Consider the following 16,612-nt stretch of genomic DNA (forward strand, 5'->3'; position numbering starts at 1 on the left):
AGCGACATGACCACGACGACGACCGACCCGGCCCACGCCGCCATCAAGGCGGAGATCGACGCGAATGACGTCGTGCTCTTCATGAAGGGCACGAAAACGATGCCGCAATGCGGCTTCTCCAGCCGGGTCGCGGCGATCCTCAACTACATGGAAGTGCCGTTCAAGGACGTGAACGTCCTCGACGATCCGGCGATCCGCGACGGCGTGAAATCCTTCTCCGACTGGCCGACCATCCCGCAGCTCTACGTGAAGGGCGAGTTCGTCGGCGGCTGCGACATCATCACGGAGATGGTGCTCTCGGGTGAGCTGGACGATACCTTCAAGACGAAGGGCGTCGCCTTCAACGCCGAGGCGGCGGAGAAGATCCGCGAGACGAACGCCTGAGGGCGCCGGGGCCCCCGGGCCCCTTGCGCCGCGCCCCGCGCCGCCGCATGACAGGGCGGGCGGGGAAAGGCGGCGATGAACACGAGACTGGCAGAACCGGCCGCGCCGCCCCTCGCGGGCTACGTCGCGGTCATTCTGGCCGTCGTGATCTGGGGCGGCTGGATCGTCGCCACCCGCCTCGCCATGCTGGAGCGGCACGCCCCGCTCGACATCGCGCTCCTCCGCTACGCCACCCCCGCCATCCTCTTCGCGCCCTACTGGATGCGGAAGGGAATTTTCCCGAAGGGGGAGAAGCCGCTCCTCCTCATCATCATGACGCTGGGCTGGGGCGGGCCCTTCGTCCTCCTCATCAGCAAGGGGATGCAATCGGTCGAGGCTTCGCTCTTCGGGCCGCTGGTGCCCGGCCTCCTGCCCATGATTGTCGCGCTCTGGGGCTATTTCGCGGAGGGGGAGCGCATCCGCCGGGGCCGCATCGTCGGGCTCGTGTTCATCGCGGCCGCGGTGGCGCTGATCCTCGTCCCCGCAACCGTCGAGGGCGATTCGAACCTCCTCGCGGGCGCACCCTGGCTGCTGACGGCCTGCCTCGGCTGGTCCGCCTTCACCATCGCCTTCCGCAAGACCGGGCTCTCGGGGATCGAGGCGGCGGCCTATGTCTGCCTCTATTCGACGCCGGTGCTGATCGTCGCCGCGCTCTTCCTCGGCACGGAATTGCAGACCTATCCGGCGCGGGAGGTGGCGTTCCAGGTCGCCGTGCAGGGCTTCGCCTCGGGGGCCGTCTCCGTCGCCTGCTTCGGCTATGCGGTGAAGGCGCTCGGCCTCGCCCGCGCCTCCGCCTTCACCTCGCTCGTGCCGGTCATGTCCGCCCTCGGCGGCTGGCTCCTGCTCGGGGAGGTCGTGGGCGCGGCGGGCTGGGCCGCGGCCTTCGCCGCCTGCCTCGGCGTCCTCCTCGTCAACCGCTACGCGCGCTGAGGGTCAGGAGACGGCGGCGCCCGCGAGCGAGCGGAAGAGCCGCGTTCCGTCCGCCCCGCCGAGCGCCGCGTCAGCCGCGCGTTCCGGATGCGGCATGAGGCCGAGCACGCGGTGGTTCTCGGAGAGAATCCCGGCAATGGCGTTCATCGAGCCGTTCGGGTTGGCGCCCTGATAGCGGAAGGCGACGCGCCCCTCGCCTTCGAGCCGCGCCAGCGTCTCCGCATCCGCGACGAAATTGCCGTCATGATGGGCGACGGGGAAGGTCACCGTCTCGCCCTCCCGGTATTCCGCGGTGAAGGGGCTCGCGGACGTCTCCACCTTCAGCGCCACGTCGCGGCAGATGAAGGCGAGGCCCGCATTCCGCATCAGCGCGCCGGGGAGCAGCCCGGCCTCGATCAGCACCTGAAAGCCGTTGCAGATCCCGAGGACCGGCCCGCCCTTCTGCGCGAAGGCGGAGACGGCGCCCATGATCGGGGAGCGCGCTGCGATCGCGCCGCAGCGGAGATAATCCCCGAAGGAAAAGCCGCCCGGCACGCCGATCACGTCGAGCCCTTCGGGCAACGCCGTATCCTTGTGCCAGACCATCGCCGGCGCCGCGCCGAAGGCGTTGCGGAAGGCGACGGCGAGGTCGCGGTCGCAGTTCGATCCGGGAAAGACGATGACGGCGGCCTTCATCGCCCCCTCACTCGATCTCGACGCGGAAGGTCTCGATCACGGTGTTGGCGAGGAGCTTCTCGCACATCGCCCGCGCCGTCGCCTCCGCCGCGCCCCGGTCCGTCTCGGCGAGGTCGAGCTCCAGGTATTTCCCCTGCCGCACCGCCTCGACGCCCGCGAAGCCGAGCGCGCCGAGCGCGTGGCGCACCGCCTCGCCCTGCGGGTCGAGCACGCCGGGCTTCAGGGTGACGTGAATCTTCGCCTTCATGCCAGTCCTCTGAATTCGCGCTCTCAATGCACCAGTTTCGGCCCGGAGCGGGGCTTCGTCGCGTTCTGCGGCAGGATGCCGAGCCGCTTCGCCACCTCGCTGTAGGCGTCCGTGAGCGAGCCCAGATCGCGGCGGAACACGTCCTTGTCGAGCTTCCGGCCCGTCTCGATGTCCCAGAGCCGGCAGCTGTCGGGGCTGATCTCGTCCGCCACGATGATGCGCTGGAAGTCCCCGTCCCAGATCCGCCCGGTCTCGATCTTGAAGTCAACGAGCTTGATCCCGACGCCGAGGAAGAGCCCGGTTAGGAAGTCGTTGACCCGGAGCGCCAGCGCGATGATGTCGTCGATGTCCTGCTGGTTCGCCCAGTTGAAGGCGACGATGTGTTCCTCGGAGACCATCGGATCGCCGAGCGCGTCGTCCTTGTAGTAGAATTCGATGATCGGCCGGGGCAGGGGCTCGCCCTCCTCGATGCCGAGCCGCTTGGAGATCGAGCCGGCGGCGACATTGCGCACGACGACCTCGAGCGGGATGATCTCGACCTGCCGGATGAGTTGCTCGCGCATGTTGAGCCGGCGAATGAAATGCGTCGGCACGCCGATCCCGTTGAGGGCGGACATGATGTGCTCGGAAATGCGGTTGTTGAGGACGCCCTTGCCCTCGATCACGTCGCGCTTCTCCGCGTTGAAGGCGGTGGCGTCGTCCTTGAAATACTGGATGTAGGTTCCGGGCTCGGGCCCCTCGTAGAGGATCTTCGCCTTGCCTTCGTAGACCATCCTGCGGCGGGCCATGCGGGGCTCCTTCCCGGGAAGCCAAAAGGGAATCGGGCGCGGCTTGGATGTCGCCGCGCCCGTCGGGCGGCTTATAGGCTCAAGCCGGGGGGGCCGCAAGGAGAGCCGGCGCTTGCGCTCCCGCCGCCGCTCCGTCACCCTCCTTTCCGGGAAAGGCGGTGAGGTGCGACGATGCTGAGATCCCTGTTCCGCTTCCTTCTCGGCCTCGTCCTCCTCTCCGTCGCCGTGGCGCTTCTCGCCGTCGTGCTGGTGGTGGAGCGCGAGCCGTCCCTCTCCGAGTCCCCCCCGCCCGCCCCGGAAGACGTGCTGGCCGCGCGCGGCTTCGCGCATTCGGTCAAGCGCGCGCTGGCCGGGGAGGGGGAGCCGGAGCCGGTCGTCGTCACCGAAGCGCGGTTCAACAGCATGGTCCGCCTCGGCGCGCGGTTCCTACCCGGCTTTCGCGGGCGCGTGACGCTGGAGGAGGGCGCCGTGCGCGGGGAGGCGTCCGCCCCCGTTCCCTTCACCCGGGGCGCGCTCTGGGTGAACGCCGCCGCGACCGCGCCGGAATTCGAGGGCGAATTCGCCCTCGGCTCGCTTCGCGTCGGGCGGCTGAACCTGCCGCCCGGCCTCTCTCTCGAAGCCGGCCGCATCGCCGCCAATCTCCTCTTCGGGAACGGGGTGGGGGACACTGTGGCGGGCGCCGCGACAAGGCTCGACGTGGAAGGGGACGCGGCCTCGATCACCCTTGCGATCAGGCAGGTCGGCGGCAACCGTGTCGCCCGCGGCGTCTTCGGCGCCCTCCGCGGCTCCGCCCTGCCGCCGCCCGAGGCCGTCGAGCGCGAAATGGCGCGCATCGCCGGGGCGATGGCGCGGGGCGAGCTGCCGGCGGAGGGCAGCTTCCTGCCCCATATCCGCTTCGCCCTCGCCTCGGCGCTCGACTCGGCTGCGGCGGAGGGGCCGGCCGAGGCCTACACCGCCTCGATCCTCGCCCTCGCCTCTATCTGCGGGGCGCGGGATTTCACGACCGTCATCGGCGGCCTCGTCGATCACCGGGTCGAAGCCGGTTTCGAGGACGCCGATTGCAGCCCCCTGACCCTCAACGGGCGAATCGACAGCCGCCGCCATTTCATCACCGCCGCCGCCGTCCAGGCCGCCTCGAACCGCGGCTATTCCGTCACCCTCGGTGAGTTCAAGGAGCTGCATGACATCGCCGCCGCCGGCGGCTTCGACTTCACGGACATCGCCGCGAACAATTCCGGCATCCGCATGTCGAACCGGATGATGGCCGCGCCGGCCGGGGAATGGCCCGCGCTCCTCGCCCGGATCGGGGAGGAGAGCGACGTGATCATCGACTATGCCGGCCTGCCTTCGATCATGCCGGACGAGGAGTTCCGCGCCCGCTTCGGCGATATCGAGAGCGAGGCCTACGCCGCGATGCTGGCGGAGATCGAGGCGCGGATCGACGGGTTGCCGCTCCACAAGGCGAACTGAGGCCGCGGGCTCACCCGCCCGCCGCCTCCCGCTTCTCCTCGAGCTCCAGCCACTCCTCCTCCGCCGCCTCCAGCGCCGTGCGCCGTTCGGCGAGCGCCTCCGTCGCCTTGGCGAACTTCTTCGGCTCGCGGGAGAAGAGCTGGGGGTCGGCGAGGAAATCCTCCAGCTTCGCGATCTCCGCCGAAAGCCGCTCCATCTCCGCCGGGAGGACGGAGAGGCGGTGCGTTTCCTTGAAGCCGAGCTTCTTCCCAGCCGGCTTCTCGGCCGCGGCGGGCCGCGCCTCGGCCTTTGCGGCCGGCTTCTCCGGCTTCGCCGCGGCCGGCCCCTCGCCGCGCTGGCTCCGGTAGTCGGACCAGCCGCCGGCATACTCCACCGCCGCCCCGTCGCCCTCCAGCGCGATCACGGAGGTCGCGACCCGGTCGAGGAAGTCCCGGTCATGGCTGACGAGCAGCGCGGTGCCTTCATAATCCGCCAGCAGCTCCTGAAGGAGGTCCAGCGTCTCGATGTCGAGGTCGTTGGTCGGCTCGTCGAGGACGAGGAGGTTCGATTCCCGCGCCATGATCTTCGCCAGCAGGAGCCGCGCCCGCTCCCCGCCCGAAAGCGCGGAGACGGGGCCGCGCGCTTGCCCCTCGTCGAAGAGGAAGGACTTGAGATAGCCGACCACATGCTGCGGCCGCCCGCGCACCATCACCTGGTCCGAGCGTTCCTTCGGCCCGCGAAGGTCCCCCTCCGTCAGCGTCTCCCAGAGCGATTTCTCCGGGTCGAGCGCGGCGCGGTTCTGGTCGAACCGGGCGATGACGAGGTTGGAGCCGAGCCGCACCCGCCCTTCGTCCGGCTCCAGAAGGCCGGTGAGCATGTTGAGCAGCGTCGTCTTACCCGCCCCGTTCGGGCCCACGAGCGCCACCCGGTCCCCCCGCCCGATTCGCGTGGAGAAGGGGCGGAGGAGCGCCCGCTCCCCGAAGGTCTTCGCGATCCCGACCGCCTCGATCACCAGTTTTCCGGAGGCGGGCCCGGCGGAAAGCGCCATCGCCGCGCGCCCCGTCTCCGCGATCTGCGCGGCCCGGCCCTCGCGCAGCTCCCCCAGCCGCCGCACCCGGCCCATGTTCCGCGTGCGGCGGGCGGAGATGCCCTCCACCGCCCAGCGCGCCTCCGCCTTGATCAGGCGGTCGAGCTTGTGCCGCGCCGCCCGCTCCTCCTCCAGCGTCTTGTCTCGCCAGTCCTCGAACCCCTCGAACCCGCGGGAGACGCGGCGGCACTCGCCCCGGTCGATCCAGAACGTGGCGCGGGAGAGGCGGGAGAGGAAGCGCCGGTCATGGCTGATGAGGATGTAGGCGGACTGCGTCGCCGCCAGCGTCTCTTCGAGATACTCGATGCAGGCGATGTCGAGATGGTTGGTCGGCTCGTCGAGCAGCAGGAGGTCAGGCTCCCCGGCGAGGCAACGGGCGAGCGCCGCGCGCCGCCGCTCCCCGCCCGAAGCGGTCTCGGGCGGGGCCTCCGCCTTCACCTGGAGCCCGTCCATCGCCATTTCCGCCCGCCAGCGCTCCTGCGCCGGCAGGTCTGCCGCCGCGAAATCGCCGAGCGTCGTGAAGCCGGTGAAGTCCGGCTCCTGCGGCAGATAGGAAATCGCCGCGCCGGGCCTTGCGAAGCGCGTCCCCGCATCCGGCTCCACAAGCCCGGCGACGATCTTCAGCAGCGTCGATTTCCCCGCCCCGTTCCGCCCGACGAGGCAGAGCCGCTCCCCGGGAGAAACGGAGAGGGAGAGATCGGTGAAAAGCGCGTTCGGCCCGAAGCCGAGCGTCACGCCGTCGAGGGTCAGGATCGGGGGCTGGGCCATGCGCGCCGGGTAGCGCCCGGCGCGCCCCGGCGCAAGGGCTCAGCCGCCGCGGCGGAACGGGCCTCCCGAGCCCTGGAAGTCCGGGTTCGAGGGCGGCGTCAGCTTCGCCATGAAGCTTGTCAGCCGCCTGCCGAAATCCGGGTCCGACGGCACGGGCGAGCCTGCGGCGACGAACATCGCCTCGGTGACGGGCCGCCCCGCGCTCGAACAGAAGGCCCCGAGGATGCGCAGCTCCGGGCCGGCCACGCCCCCCCGCGCCTCGCCCGAACAGGCCTTGCGCGGCGTCGCCCCGCTTTCCGGCGCGATGACGAGCACGAGATGCGGGCCCGTGCGCGCCGTCGTCGCGGCGCGGATGGTGCGGGGGTTGAAATAGGCCGGGAGCTGGATCGCCGCCGCGATCTCCTCCGGCCCCGCCCCGTCCCGCGTCGCGCCGATGATCGCCGCCTCCCCGCCTGCGCCGGCGAAGACGGAGACGTATTCGGGCTGATAGTTCGGGTCGATATAGTCCTGGATCACCAGGTCGGCGGGAGCCGGTCCGGTGGTGCAGGACGAAGCCGCGAGCAGGGCGCCTGCGGCGAAGACACCGGCGATTCTCTTCATGGTCCATCCTCCTTTCCCCCGTTCCGTTCAAGATGGGGCGAAGGTTTCACGGCGGAAACCCCGGATGCCGGCGGCGTGAGACAAGTCTCAGAGGTCCGCGTGGAATTCCTCGATCAGATGCCGGACGACCGCGCGCCCCGCCTCCGCCGCGTCGCCGCTCGCCGCCTTCGCCGCCTCGAAGACGGCGCGCTGCCGGTCCGCCCCGTTTCCGGCCTCCGCGATCCGCCGCATCCCCTCGACCTCCGCGAGGGAGCCGAGCGCCACCGCGTCCTCCTCCACCAGCGCGATCAGCTCCTCCGCCAGCTCCGCGAAGGGGACGATCGCCCCGCGGCCGAAATCGATCAGCCCCTCCGCCATGCCATAGCGCTGCGCGCGCCAGCGGTTCTCCGCGATCAGGAAGCGGTCATACATCCGCCAGCGCTGGTTCTTCGTCTTGAGCCGCCAGAGCATCCGCATGATCGCCTGCGTCGCAGCCGCGATGGTCACCGCATCTTCGAGGCGCGGGCAGACGTCGCAGATGCGGCTTTCGAGCGTGGGGAAGCGGTGGGAGGGCCGGAGGTCCCACCAGATCTTCGAGCCGTCCTCGATGATCCCGAGGTCGATCAGGGTGGCGAGCATCCGCTCGTAGTCCGCCCAGCTCGCCACCTGGGGCGGGAGCCCGGTGCGGGGCAGGTTGTCGAACACCGTGAGCCGGTAGGAGGAAAGCCCCGTATCCCGCCCCTGCCAGAACGGGGAGGAGCAGGACATCGCCAGCAGGTGCGGCAGGAAATAGCTCATCTGCGGCATGAGGTCGGTGCGGAGCGCATCGTCATCCAGCCCGACATGAACGTGCATCCCGCAGATCAGCAGCCGCTCCGCCACCCCGCCGAGCGCCCGCTGGAGCTGATGATAGCGGTCCTTGTCCGTATGCCGCTGGTCCTTCCAGTCCGCGAACGGGTGGCAGGAGGCGGCGACGGGGGCGAGGCCGAACTTCCTCGCCTCCCGCGCCACGGTGGAGCGGAGCCGCTTCAGCTCCTCCCGCGCCTCTTCCGGCCCGGCGCAGACCGCCGTGCCGATCTCGATCTGGCATTGCAGGAACTCGGGGGAGACCTGCCCCTCCAGCTCCGCCGCGCAGGCCGCCATCAGCCCCTCCGGCGCCTCCGCGAGGGAGAGGCTTTCGAGGTCGACGAGGAGGTATTCCTCCTCGACGCCGATGGTGAAGGCGGGGTCCGTCAAGTCACTTCATCGTCGGGATGGAGAACTCGGCCCCTTCCTTGATGCCGGAGGGCCAGCGCGAGGTCACCGTCTTCGTCCGCGTGTAGAAGCGGAACGCGTCCGGCCCGTGCTGGTTCAGGTCGCCGAAGACCGATTTCTTCCAGCCGCCGAAGGTGTGATAGGCGAGCGGCACCGGGATCGGCACATTCACGCCGACCATGCCGACATTGACGCGGGAGACGAAATCCCGCGCCGTGTCCCCGTCCCGCGTGAAGATCGCGGTGCCGTTGCCGTATTCGTGGTCCATCGTCAGCTTCAGCGCCGTCTCGTAGCTGTCGGCGCGCACGGTGGAGAGGACCGGGCCGAAAATCTCCTGCCGGTAGATCTCCATGTCCGGCGTCACGTTGTCGAAGAGGCAGGCGCCGACGAAGAAGCCGTTCTCGTAGCCCTGCATCTTGAAGCCGCGGCCGTCCACCACCAGCTTCGCGCCCTGCTCGACGCCCTTGTCGATCAGGCCCATGACGCGGGCCTGCGCCTCCCGCGTGACCAGCGGGCCGAAATCGGCGTCGTTCCCGTCCGTGTAGGGCGCGATCTTCAGCTTCTCGACGCGGGGCGCGAGCTTCTCCATCAGCCGGTCCGCCGTCTCCTCGCCCACGGGGACGGCGACGGAGATCGCCATGCAGCGCTCGCCCGCCGCGCCGTAGCCGGCGCCGATCAGCGCGTCCACCGCCTGGTCGAGGTCCGCGTCGGGCATGATGATCATGTGGTTCTTCGCGCCGCCGAAGCACTGCACGCGCTTTCCGGCCGCCGTGCCGCGCGAATAGACGTAATGCGCGATGGAGGTGGAGCCGACGAAGCCGACGCCGCCGATCCCCTCATGGTCGAGGATCGCGTCCACCGCCTCCTTGTCGCCGTTGACGACGTTGAGAACGCCCTTCGGCAGCCCGGCCTCGATCATCAGCTCCGCGAGCATCAGGGGCACGGAGGGGTCGCGCTCGGAGGGCTTCAGGATGAAGGAATTGCCGCAGGCGATGGCCGGGCAGAACTTCCACATCGGGATCATGGCGGGGAAGTTGAACGGCGTGATCCCGGCGGCGACGCCGAGCGGCTGGCGCATCGAATACATGTCGATGCCCGGCCCCGCGCCATCCGTATACTCGCCCTTCAGGAGCTGCGGCGCGCCGATGCAGTATTCCGCGACCTCGAGCCCGCGGATCACGTCGCCCTTCGCATCGGGGATCGTCTTGCCATGCTCGCGCGAAAGCGCCTCGGCGAGCTTTTCCATGTCCCGGTGCAGAAGGCGGACGAATTCCATCAGCACGCGCGCGCGCCGCTGCGGGTTCTGCGCCGCCCAGGCCGGCTGCGCCGCCGCGGCGTTCCGCACCGCTGCATCCACCTCGGCCGTGCTCGCCAGCGGAACCTTCGCCTGCACCTCGCCCGTGGCGGGGTTGTAGACATCCGCGAAGCGGCCCGAAGTCCCCTTCACATGCGCGCCATCGATGAAATGCGTCAGTTCGCGGGCCATTCTCTTCCTCCGTCCCGTGCGTTTCGGCACTGCCTAGACGATCCTCAGGATAGCGGCAATCGACATTCCCTCGCGGAATGTCTATCTGCCGCCGATGATCCCGCACCAGACGGACAGCTTCGACACGATCTTCGCCTCGCTCGGCCCGCCGACCGCGAGTCAGGTCGCCGCGCTCTGCTGGCGCCCGGCGGGAGACTCTCTCACCGTCCTCCTCGTCACCACCCGCCGCACCCGCCGCTGGACCCCGCCGAAGGGCGGGCTGATCGACGGGCGCACGGCGCATGAGAGCGCGGAGATCGAGGCCTGGGAGGAGGCGGGGGTGATCGGGGACGTCTCTCCCATCGCGCTCGGCGAATACCAGACGCTGAAATTCCGGGAGGGGAAGGGCTGGGAGAAGCTGGCGGTCACCGTCTACCCGCTTCTCGTCCAGAGCCTCGAGGCCGACTATCCGGAGCGCGGCGCCCGTCGGCTCCGCTTCTTCGCCGCGAACGCCGCCGTCCGCGCGGTGCGGGAGCCTGAGCTGAAGGCGATCATGGAGCGTTTCCGCGGGTAGGGCGCGCGCAAATCGCTATTTCTGATTTCACTTTGGAATCAATGAATTGACCCCCCTGCGCAATGTGCGCATGCCTCCGCTCAGCACTCCGGCAGGTTCACCGCGAGCCCGCCCTGGCTCGTCTCCTTGTATTTCTCGCTCATGTCCCGCCCGGTCTGCCTCATGGCCTCGATGCAATTGTCGAGCGGCATGAAATGCGTGCCGTCCCCCCGGAGCGAGAGCGAGGCGGCGGAGACGGCCTTGATCGCGCCGAGGCCGTTCCGCTCGATGCACGGCACCTGGACGAGCCCGCCCACCGGGTCGCAGGTCATGCCGAGATGATGTTCGAGCGCGATCTCCGCCGCGTTCTCCACCTGCGCCGGCGTGCCGCCGAGCGCGGCGCAGAGCCCCGCCGCCGCCATCGCCGCCGCGGAGCCGACCTCGCCCTGGCAGCCGACCTCGGCGCCGGAGATCGAGGCGCGGGTCTTGATGAGGGAGCCGATCGCCCCCGCCGTCAGCAGGAACTCCCGCTCCCCGGCCTTCGTCGCGCCCTGGCAATGGTCGCGGTAATACCGCAGCACCGCGGGGCAGACGCCCGCCGCGCCGTTGGTCGGGGAGGTGACGACCTTGCCGCCCGCCGCATTCTCCTCGTTCACCGCCATGGCGTAGACGGAGAGCCAGTCATTCGCCACATGCGGCTGGGCGATGTTGAGCCCGCGCTCCGCCAGCAACTGCTCATGGATGCGCTTCGCCCGCCGCTTCACCCGCAGCCCGCCCGGCAACTCCCCCTCCACGACGAGCCCGCGGTCGATGCAGGCGTTCATCGCCGCGATGAGATCGTCGAGCGCCCTGTCGAGGCTCCCGCTCCGCCCCGCCTCCTCGTTCGCGCGCATCATCGCGGCGATGGAGAGGCCGGAGGCCGCGGCCATCGCAAGCATCTCCGCCGCCGAGTGAAACGCGAAGGGCTTCGCCGGGCCGGGCGCAGACGGCGCAGCGCCGCGCGCCATCTCCCGCGCCGTCATCACGAAGCCGCCGCCGACGGAGTAATAGGTCTCCTCCAGAGCGAGATTTCCCGCCGCGTCATGCGCGAAGAGCCTGAGACCGTTCGCATGGCCGGGGAGGGCGGGGCCATAGTCGAACACGATGTCCGCATCCGGGTCGAAGGCGAGCGCCCCGAGCGCGGGATGCTCGACGCGGCGGGACGCCTTCACCGCCGCCTCGATCCGCTCCGCCTCGTCCGGGTCCACATCCCGCGGGTTCTGCCCGGCGAGGCCGAGGAGCACGGCCCGGTCCGTCGCATGCCCGCGCCCGGTGAAGGCGAGCGAGCCGTGCAGGCTGCAGGAAAGCCGCGCTGGCGCGCCCGCGCCCGGCACCCGCTCCCGCCCCTCGGCAAGCGTTTCGAGAAAGCGGTTCGCCGCCGTCATCGGCCCCATCGTGTGGGACGATGACGGGCCGAGCCCGACCTTGAAGATGTCGAAAACCGAAAGGACCATGCGCGCCTCCGCCCGGCGTATAGAAGGCGAGCCGGGGCGCGGGCGCAAGCGCGGGGGAGACGGATTGTCGACCGTTGGCGACAGGAGGCGGTCACCCCGGGCCGTCGCAACCGGGGGGCGACTCCCGGAAAACAGATACAAGTTTACGCAACCGATGCGTTAGAATATTCTTAACTGGTGTTTCGTGCAGATCCTGTCGGATCCGTGGGGTGTGTCTGGATTTCAGTTTTGGTGTTCCCGTGGCTCCGGCCTGACCGTCTCCCCCATTTTGGGCAGGAGCATCGTGGGAGCGTGAACATGAATAGAACATTCTTCGCTGCGGCTTGCGTGGCGACAGCGGCGCTGGCGTCGGCGATGGCGCCGACCCCGGCCAAGGCGGTTTCCATAGAGTCGGTGACCCCCAATCCGGCCTCGTATGCCGAGATCGACCTTCTCACCACCACCGTCCTTCCGGACTTCTCCTCGTGGAACCCGGCGCCCTCCACAAGGACCGGGAACATCCCGGGCGTCACCCGGTCCCCCTTCGACGAGACGTCCAACATCAATATCTATTCGAACGGCTCGGGCATCCCCGAATCGACGCCGTATTTCTCTGTCGGGCCCGACAACCCGAGCAACCCGGCGATCCTCGAGTTCACCGTGGACCAGAGGGCCTTCTCGTTTCTCTGGGGGTCGCCGGACAGCTATAACGAGCTGACCTTCTTCCTCGACGGGCAGGAGGTCATCACCTTCCTCGGAACGGTGGTGCAGCCGCCGATCGCCGTCGGCTCGGCCTTCGTCGAGTTCAAGGGCAAGTTCGATGCGGTGAGCTTCTTCTCCGATGGGTCCAACGCCTTCGAATGGACCTCCATGTCGGCGACCGCCGTGCCCTTGCCGGCTGCGGCGTGGATGATGCTGGCGGGTCTCGCCAGCCTCGGCTTCGTCGCCCGGCGGAAGAGGGCGGCAGCCTGAAGCCCTTGCGAGCCCGCCTCCTTCTCGTCCCTTGCAGGGGGAGGCGGGTCTCGCTTGCGCCGAGGCTCTCCGCGCGCCAGGCCCGGCTCGGGGAAGAGCCGACGGATCGGGCGCCCGCATCACGTCTGGGCGCCGTCGTCGCAGCCAAGGCGCGTGCCGATGGATGGCCGCCGCTGCGCGCCGCCCTCAAGACGCGCTGCAACCGGAAGGCGACATCCTCAATGCAGATTCATGTTTACGCAACCTGACCGTTAAGATATCGTCAACCTTATGTTGTGTGCAGACCCGAGCGGGTTCGTGAGGCGTTCTCCTGGCATCTGTGTATAGGTCTCGCGTGCCCGCGCTTTGACCGTCTCCCCCCGTCGCGGGAGGGAGCTTTGTGGGAGCATGAGCATGAAGCCATTTTTCTTTGCTGCGGCCTTCGCAGGGGCGAGCCTTCTCGCCTTCTCGGCCTCCGCAGTTCCCGTGTCGATCGGCGTGGCGCAGGTCACCCTCGTCGACTCCTCGAAGCAGGGTCCAGCCAACGACGCCGCGATATACGCGGCCGGTTTCGCTGCGAACACGCCGATCGGAGCCGTCTGGTCGCCGCTCGACCCGACCATCACGCCGCCGCCTAACACCCTTCCCCTTGTCTACCAGTCGCCCTTCGAGAGCGCGACCATCACGCGCGACGGCGACAATGGCCCGACCTACTTCTCCGTGGGCGGCTCTGTCGCCGGGGGCGAGGGCTCCACGTCTCCGACGACCCTGACTCTGGCGGACGAGCGGAGCACCCTGAACATCCTCTGGGGTTCGGTCGACTCCTACAACACGCTGACGTTCCTCGACTCTTCCAACTCGGTGATCCAGTCCATCACCGGGACGGACGTGGTGAACGCCTTCGGGCTCACCGGCTCCGCGCCGAATTTCCGCAATGTCGTCCTCCTGCACATCGCCTTGCCGACCGCCTACAAGAGCCTTCGGTTCTTCTCCGAAGGCCCGACCGGGCAGGACATCGCGGCCTTCGAATTCGCGCTCGCGCCGATCCCGCTGCCGGCGGCGGCGTGGATGCTGCTCTCTGCGCTCGCGGGGCTCGGCTTCGTCGCAAGGCGGAAGAGGGCCCAGGCCTGAACCGCCGGCGGGCCCGCCTCCTTTCTTCCCTTGCCGGGAGGAGGCGGGCGTCACTGGCGGATGTGCTCGCGCCGCGCTAAGTCCGGCCCGAAGGAGGGCCGATGGACTGGGAACCTGTGACGCGGCTGGGCGTATTTCTTGCCGTATTCGGCGCGATGGCGTTCGCCGAGGCGCGCGCCCCCCTGCGGGCCGCCCTGAGAGGCCGCCGCTGGCTGACCAATCTCGGGCTGGTGGCGCTCGACTCGTTCCTCGTCCGCCTTGTATTTCCGGCCGCTGCGGTCGGCGCCGCGCTTCACGCCGAGGCGCTCGGCCTCGGCCTGTTCAACGCGCTCTCCTGGCCCTTCTGGTTCGAATGCCTGCTGGCCTTCGTCATCCTCGATTTCGCGATATGGGCGCAGCATGTCGCCGTCCATCACGTGCCTTTGCTCTGGCGGCTGCACCAGGTGCACCACGCCGACGAGGCGATGGACGTGACGACCGGGCTTCGCTTCCACCCGGTCGAGATCCTGCTCTCGATGGCGCTGAAGATCGGCCTCGTCTATCTCCTCGGCGCTGCGGCGCTGGCCGTGCTCCTCTTCGAGATCGCGCTGAACGCGGCGGCGATCTGGTCCCACGCCAACATCACGCTCTCGCGCCGGGCGGACCGGCTGCTGCGTCTCGTGATCGTGACGCCCGACATGCACCGCAGCCATCATTCCGTCGAGCGGAGCGAGCATGACACCAATTTCGGCTTCTTCCTCTCGGTCTGGGACCGTCTCTTCAGGGTCTGGACGGAGCAGCCCGCGAAAGGGCAGGGCGGCGTCGAGATCGGGCTGAAGCCGTGGCGGGACGGGCGCAGCGCCGGCTTCCTCTGGTCCCTCGCCCTGCCGTTCCGGAGGCGCCCGTGACGCTGGAAGAGATCAGGAACCGCGCAGCGCAGGACGGTCTGGCGCTGACGGGCTGGCTCGCGCCCGGCGCGGAGGACGGCGCGCCGGAAGGATCGCGGGCGCTCCTGCTCTTCGGCTACGGCGGCCCCGCGCTCTGGGCCGCCTTCCGCGCCAGCCCGGAAGCGGCGGACGGCGCACGCCACCCGCTCGACCGCTGGTCGCGCCGTGTCATCGGCGCGCTGGCGGCGGAGATCGGGGGGGCGGCGTTCTTCCCCTTCGAAGGGCCGCCCTATCATCCCTTCATCCGCTGGACTTACGCGGCCGAGCCGATCCATCGCTCGAAGCTCGGCATGGCCGTGCATGAGGAGCGGGGGCTCTGGTCCGGCTGGCGCGGCGCCATCGCGCTCTTCCGGGAAGTCGACCTCCCCCCTGTCGTCCGCGGCGAGCCGCCCTGCGAAGGCTGCCCCATGCCGTGCCGCGCCGCTTGCCCCGTTTCCGCCTTCACGGATGCCGGCTATGACGCTGCGCGCTGCCGGACGCATATCTCCTCGCCCGCCGGCGCCGAATGCCGCGCCCGCGGCTGCCTCGCCCGCCGCGCCTGCCCTGTCGGCGTCGCTTTCGCGCAGTCGGATGAACAGGCCGCCTTCCATCTCGAAGCCTTCCGGATCGTCTGATGACCCTCCGCCTCATCCTCCTCCGCCATGCGAAGTCGGACTGGCACGCCGGCCTTTCCGACCATGAGCGCCCGCTGAACCGCCGCGGCCGCCTCGCCGCGCCGCTGATGGGCGCCTGGCTGCGGGAGGAGGGGCTGACGCCTGCGCTGGCCCTCGTGTCCTCCGCCACAAGGACGCAGGAGACCTGGGAGCGCCTCGGTCTCGCCGCCCCGATGGAGACGCGACCCGCGATCTACGAGGCGGAGGCGGAGACGATCCTGGAGGAGCTCAATCTGACCGGGGGCGCGGCCTCGCCGCTCCTCCTCGTCGGCCACAATCCGGGCATCGGGGACGCCGCGAACCGCCTCCTCTCCGATGACGTCATCGGCGACTTCCCGACCGCGCAGGCGGCGGTCATCGGCTTCGAGGCGGCCGTCTGGGCGGATGTCCGCCCCGGCTGCGGCCGCCTTCTCGCGCTCGCGCAGCCGAAAGGGCTGGTCTGACGCGCCTTCGGCTCAGTGGCCGAGGATCTGGCTGAGGAACAGCTGCGTCCGCGGGCTCTTCGGGTTGGTGAAGAACTCCTTCGGCTCGTTCTGCTCGACGATCTGCCCGGCGTCCATGAAGATCACGCGGTTCGCCACGGCCTGGGCGAAGCCCATCTCGTGCGTCACGCAGATCATCGTCATCCCCTCCTCGGCGAGCTCGATCATCGTGTCGAGCACTTCCTTGATCATCTCGGGGTCGAGCGCGGAGGTCGGCTCGTCGAAGAGCATGATCCGCGGCTTCATGCAGAGCGAGCGGGCGATGGCCACGCGCTGCTGCTGACCGCCGGAGAGCTGGCCGGGATATTTGTGCGCCTGCTCGGGGATCTTGACCTTGCGGAGGAAGTGCATCGCCGTCTCCTCCGCCTCCTTCTTCGGGGTCTTGCGGACCCAGATCGGCGCGAGCGTGCAGTTCTCGAGGATTGTGAGGTGCGGGAAGAGGTTGAAGTGCTGGAACACCATGCCGACCTCGGCGCGCACCTTGTCGAGGTTCTTGAGGTCGGAGTTCAGCTCCGTCCCGTCCACGATGATGTCGCCGGCCTGATGCTCCTCCAGCCGGTTCACGCAGCGGATCAGCGTCGACTTGCCCGAGCCCGAAGGCCCGCAGACGACGATCCGCTCCCCGCGATAGACGGTGAGGTTGATGTCCCTGAGAACGTGAAAGTCGCCATACCACTTGTTCATCTTGCGGATGTCGATGGCGACCTCGTCGGAGATCTTCATCTGGCTCCGGTCGATCTCGCGTTCGGTCATGTGTGCGGGTTCGGCCATGACGGGCT

18 protein-coding genes are annotated in these 16,612 nt (G+C 69.3%); 9 read left to right on the forward strand and 9 right to left on the reverse strand.

Features of this window, described 5'->3' with window-relative positions:
- Window positions 1-6 precede the first annotated feature (6 nt).
- Both grxD and ACE37J_RS03460 read left to right on the forward strand, forming a co-directional pair.
- Entirely contained in the window at window positions 7-384 is a 378-nt protein-coding gene (grxD, locus tag ACE37J_RS03455) for a Grx4 family monothiol glutaredoxin (protein ID WP_409707071.1), read from the forward strand.
- A gap of 75 nt (window positions 385-459) precedes the next feature.
- Window positions 460-1,353, forward strand: coding sequence for a DMT family transporter (locus ACE37J_RS03460; RefSeq protein ID WP_409707074.1), 894 nt, complete (start codon window positions 460-462; stop codon window positions 1,351-1,353).
- Window positions 1,354-1,356: 3 nt separating this feature from the next.
- Here ACE37J_RS03460 and purQ read toward each other — a convergent pair whose 3' ends face one another.
- Genes purQ through purC form a run of 3 tightly spaced genes read right to left on the reverse strand, consistent with a single transcriptional unit; the run spans window position 1,357 to window position 3,063 of the window.
- A complete protein-coding gene (purQ, locus tag ACE37J_RS03465) occupies window positions 1,357-2,028 on the reverse strand; it encodes a phosphoribosylformylglycinamidine synthase subunit PurQ (protein WP_409707077.1) in 672 nt (223 codons plus the stop codon).
- Between the two features lie 7 nt (window positions 2,029-2,035).
- Window positions 2,036-2,275, reverse strand: coding sequence for a phosphoribosylformylglycinamidine synthase subunit PurS (gene purS, locus ACE37J_RS03470; RefSeq protein ID WP_409707080.1), 240 nt, complete (start codon window positions 2,273-2,275; stop codon window positions 2,036-2,038).
- Between the two features lie 23 nt (window positions 2,276-2,298).
- Window positions 2,299-3,063, reverse strand: coding sequence for a phosphoribosylaminoimidazolesuccinocarboxamide synthase (gene purC / locus ACE37J_RS03475; RefSeq protein ID WP_409707083.1), 765 nt, complete (start codon window positions 3,061-3,063; stop codon window positions 2,299-2,301).
- 171 nt (window positions 3,064-3,234) lie between these two features.
- Here purC and ACE37J_RS03480 point away from each other — a divergent pair, with 171 nt between their 5' ends.
- Window positions 3,235-4,533, forward strand: a complete 1,299-nt coding sequence (locus ACE37J_RS03480; protein ID WP_409707086.1) for a hypothetical protein — start codon at window positions 3,235-3,237, stop codon at window positions 4,531-4,533.
- A 10-nt stretch (window positions 4,534-4,543) separates the two neighbouring features.
- Here ACE37J_RS03480 and ACE37J_RS03485 read toward each other — a convergent pair whose 3' ends face one another.
- The 4 genes from ACE37J_RS03485 to ACE37J_RS03500 all read right to left on the reverse strand — a co-directional run bounded on the left by ACE37J_RS03485 (window position 4,544) and on the right by ACE37J_RS03500 (window position 9,686).
- Complete coding sequence (locus ACE37J_RS03485) at window positions 4,544-6,367, reverse strand: ABC-F family ATP-binding cassette domain-containing protein (RefSeq protein ID WP_409707090.1); 1,824 nt, start codon at window positions 6,365-6,367, stop codon at window positions 4,544-4,546.
- 39 nt (window positions 6,368-6,406) lie between these two features.
- Entirely contained in the window at window positions 6,407-6,967 is a 561-nt protein-coding gene (locus ACE37J_RS03490; RefSeq protein ID WP_409707093.1) for a hypothetical protein, read from the reverse strand.
- An 87-nt stretch (window positions 6,968-7,054) separates the two neighbouring features.
- Window positions 7,055-8,182 (reverse strand): carboxylate-amine ligase, encoded by a 1,128-nt coding sequence (locus ACE37J_RS03495; protein WP_409707096.1) that lies wholly within the window; start codon window positions 8,180-8,182, stop codon window positions 7,055-7,057.
- Window position 8,183: 1 nt separating this feature from the next.
- Window positions 8,184-9,686, reverse strand: coding sequence for a CoA-acylating methylmalonate-semialdehyde dehydrogenase (locus tag ACE37J_RS03500; protein ID WP_409707099.1), 1,503 nt, complete (start codon window positions 9,684-9,686; stop codon window positions 8,184-8,186).
- Window positions 9,687-9,780: 94 nt separating this feature from the next.
- Between ACE37J_RS03500 and ACE37J_RS03505 the strand changes: the two genes are divergently transcribed.
- Window positions 9,781-10,239: an NUDIX hydrolase gene (locus ACE37J_RS03505; RefSeq protein ID WP_409707102.1), complete on the forward strand. Its 459-nt coding sequence runs from the start codon at window positions 9,781-9,783 to the stop codon at window positions 10,237-10,239.
- Between the two features lie 80 nt (window positions 10,240-10,319).
- Here the strand turns inward: ACE37J_RS03505 and ACE37J_RS03510 are convergent, their stop codons facing one another.
- Entirely contained in the window at window positions 10,320-11,711 is a 1,392-nt protein-coding gene (locus ACE37J_RS03510) for an L-serine ammonia-lyase (protein ID WP_409707105.1), read from the reverse strand.
- 297 nt (window positions 11,712-12,008) lie between these two features.
- Here ACE37J_RS03510 and ACE37J_RS03515 point away from each other — a divergent pair, with 297 nt between their 5' ends.
- The 5 genes from ACE37J_RS03515 to ACE37J_RS03535 all read left to right on the forward strand — a co-directional run bounded on the left by ACE37J_RS03515 (window position 12,009) and on the right by ACE37J_RS03535 (window position 15,794).
- Complete coding sequence (locus tag ACE37J_RS03515; RefSeq protein ID WP_409707108.1) at window positions 12,009-12,662, forward strand: VPLPA-CTERM sorting domain-containing protein; 654 nt, start codon at window positions 12,009-12,011, stop codon at window positions 12,660-12,662.
- A 393-nt stretch (window positions 12,663-13,055) separates the two neighbouring features.
- A complete protein-coding gene (locus ACE37J_RS03520; RefSeq protein ID WP_409707111.1) occupies window positions 13,056-13,772 on the forward strand; it encodes a VPLPA-CTERM sorting domain-containing protein in 717 nt (238 codons plus the stop codon).
- Window positions 13,773-13,873: 101 nt separating this feature from the next.
- Entirely contained in the window at window positions 13,874-14,659 is a 786-nt protein-coding gene (locus ACE37J_RS03525) for a sterol desaturase family protein (RefSeq protein WP_409707114.1), read from the forward strand.
- Window positions 14,656-15,312 (forward strand): ferredoxin, encoded by a 657-nt coding sequence (locus ACE37J_RS03530; protein ID WP_409707117.1) that lies wholly within the window; start codon window positions 14,656-14,658, stop codon window positions 15,310-15,312. Before ACE37J_RS03525 ends, ACE37J_RS03530 begins: the two co-directional genes overlap by 4 nt.
- Window positions 15,312-15,794 (forward strand): SixA phosphatase family protein, encoded by a 483-nt coding sequence (locus ACE37J_RS03535; RefSeq protein WP_409707120.1) that lies wholly within the window; start codon window positions 15,312-15,314, stop codon window positions 15,792-15,794. The genes ACE37J_RS03530 and ACE37J_RS03535 overlap by 1 nt, the downstream gene beginning before the upstream one ends.
- Window positions 15,795-15,806: 12 nt before the next feature.
- Here the strand turns inward: ACE37J_RS03535 and ACE37J_RS03540 are convergent, their stop codons facing one another.
- A complete protein-coding gene (locus ACE37J_RS03540; RefSeq protein ID WP_409707356.1) occupies window positions 15,807-16,586 on the reverse strand; it encodes an amino acid ABC transporter ATP-binding protein in 780 nt (259 codons plus the stop codon).
- Window positions 16,587-16,612 lie beyond the last annotated feature (26 nt).

The organism is Pikeienuella sp. (assembly GCF_046290545.1).
Taxonomy (GTDB): domain Bacteria; phylum Pseudomonadota; class Alphaproteobacteria; order Rhodobacterales; family Rhodobacteraceae; genus Pikeienuella.

Coding starts and splice junctions, on each gene's coding strand:
- ACE37J_RS03480 (WP_409707086.1), top strand. CDS start 3,235: ATGCTGAGATCCCTGTTCCGCTTCCTTCTCGGCCTCGTCCTCCTCTCC.
- ACE37J_RS03520 (WP_409707111.1), top strand. CDS start 13,056: ATGAAGCCATTTTTCTTTGCTGCGGCCTTCGCAGGGGCGAGCCTTCTC.
- ACE37J_RS03535 (WP_409707120.1), top strand. CDS start 15,312: ATGACCCTCCGCCTCATCCTCCTCCGCCATGCGAAGTCGGACTGGCAC.
- ACE37J_RS03525 (WP_409707114.1), top strand. CDS start 13,874: ATGGACTGGGAACCTGTGACGCGGCTGGGCGTATTTCTTGCCGTATTC.
- purS (WP_409707080.1), bottom strand. CDS start 2,275: ATGAAGGCGAAGATTCACGTCACCCTGAAGCCCGGCGTGCTCGACCCG.
- ACE37J_RS03510 (WP_409707105.1), bottom strand. CDS start 11,711: ATGGTCCTTTCGGTTTTCGACATCTTCAAGGTCGGGCTCGGCCCGTCA.
- ACE37J_RS03460 (WP_409707074.1), top strand. CDS start 460: ATGAACACGAGACTGGCAGAACCGGCCGCGCCGCCCCTCGCGGGCTAC.
- purQ (WP_409707077.1), bottom strand. CDS start 2,028: ATGAAGGCCGCCGTCATCGTCTTTCCCGGATCGAACTGCGACCGCGAC.
- purC (WP_409707083.1), bottom strand. CDS start 3,063: ATGGCCCGCCGCAGGATGGTCTACGAAGGCAAGGCGAAGATCCTCTAC.
- ACE37J_RS03490 (WP_409707093.1), bottom strand. CDS start 6,967: ATGAAGAGAATCGCCGGTGTCTTCGCCGCAGGCGCCCTGCTCGCGGCT.
- grxD (WP_409707071.1), top strand. CDS start 7: ATGACCACGACGACGACCGACCCGGCCCACGCCGCCATCAAGGCGGAG.
- ACE37J_RS03515 (WP_409707108.1), top strand. CDS start 12,009: ATGAATAGAACATTCTTCGCTGCGGCTTGCGTGGCGACAGCGGCGCTG.
- ACE37J_RS03485 (WP_409707090.1), bottom strand. CDS start 6,367: ATGGCCCAGCCCCCGATCCTGACCCTCGACGGCGTGACGCTCGGCTTC.
- ACE37J_RS03540 (WP_409707356.1), bottom strand. CDS start 16,586: ATGACCGAACGCGAGATCGACCGGAGCCAGATGAAGATCTCCGACGAG.
- ACE37J_RS03500 (WP_409707099.1), bottom strand. CDS start 9,686: ATGGCCCGCGAACTGACGCATTTCATCGATGGCGCGCATGTGAAGGGG.
- ACE37J_RS03505 (WP_409707102.1), top strand. CDS start 9,781: ATGATCCCGCACCAGACGGACAGCTTCGACACGATCTTCGCCTCGCTC.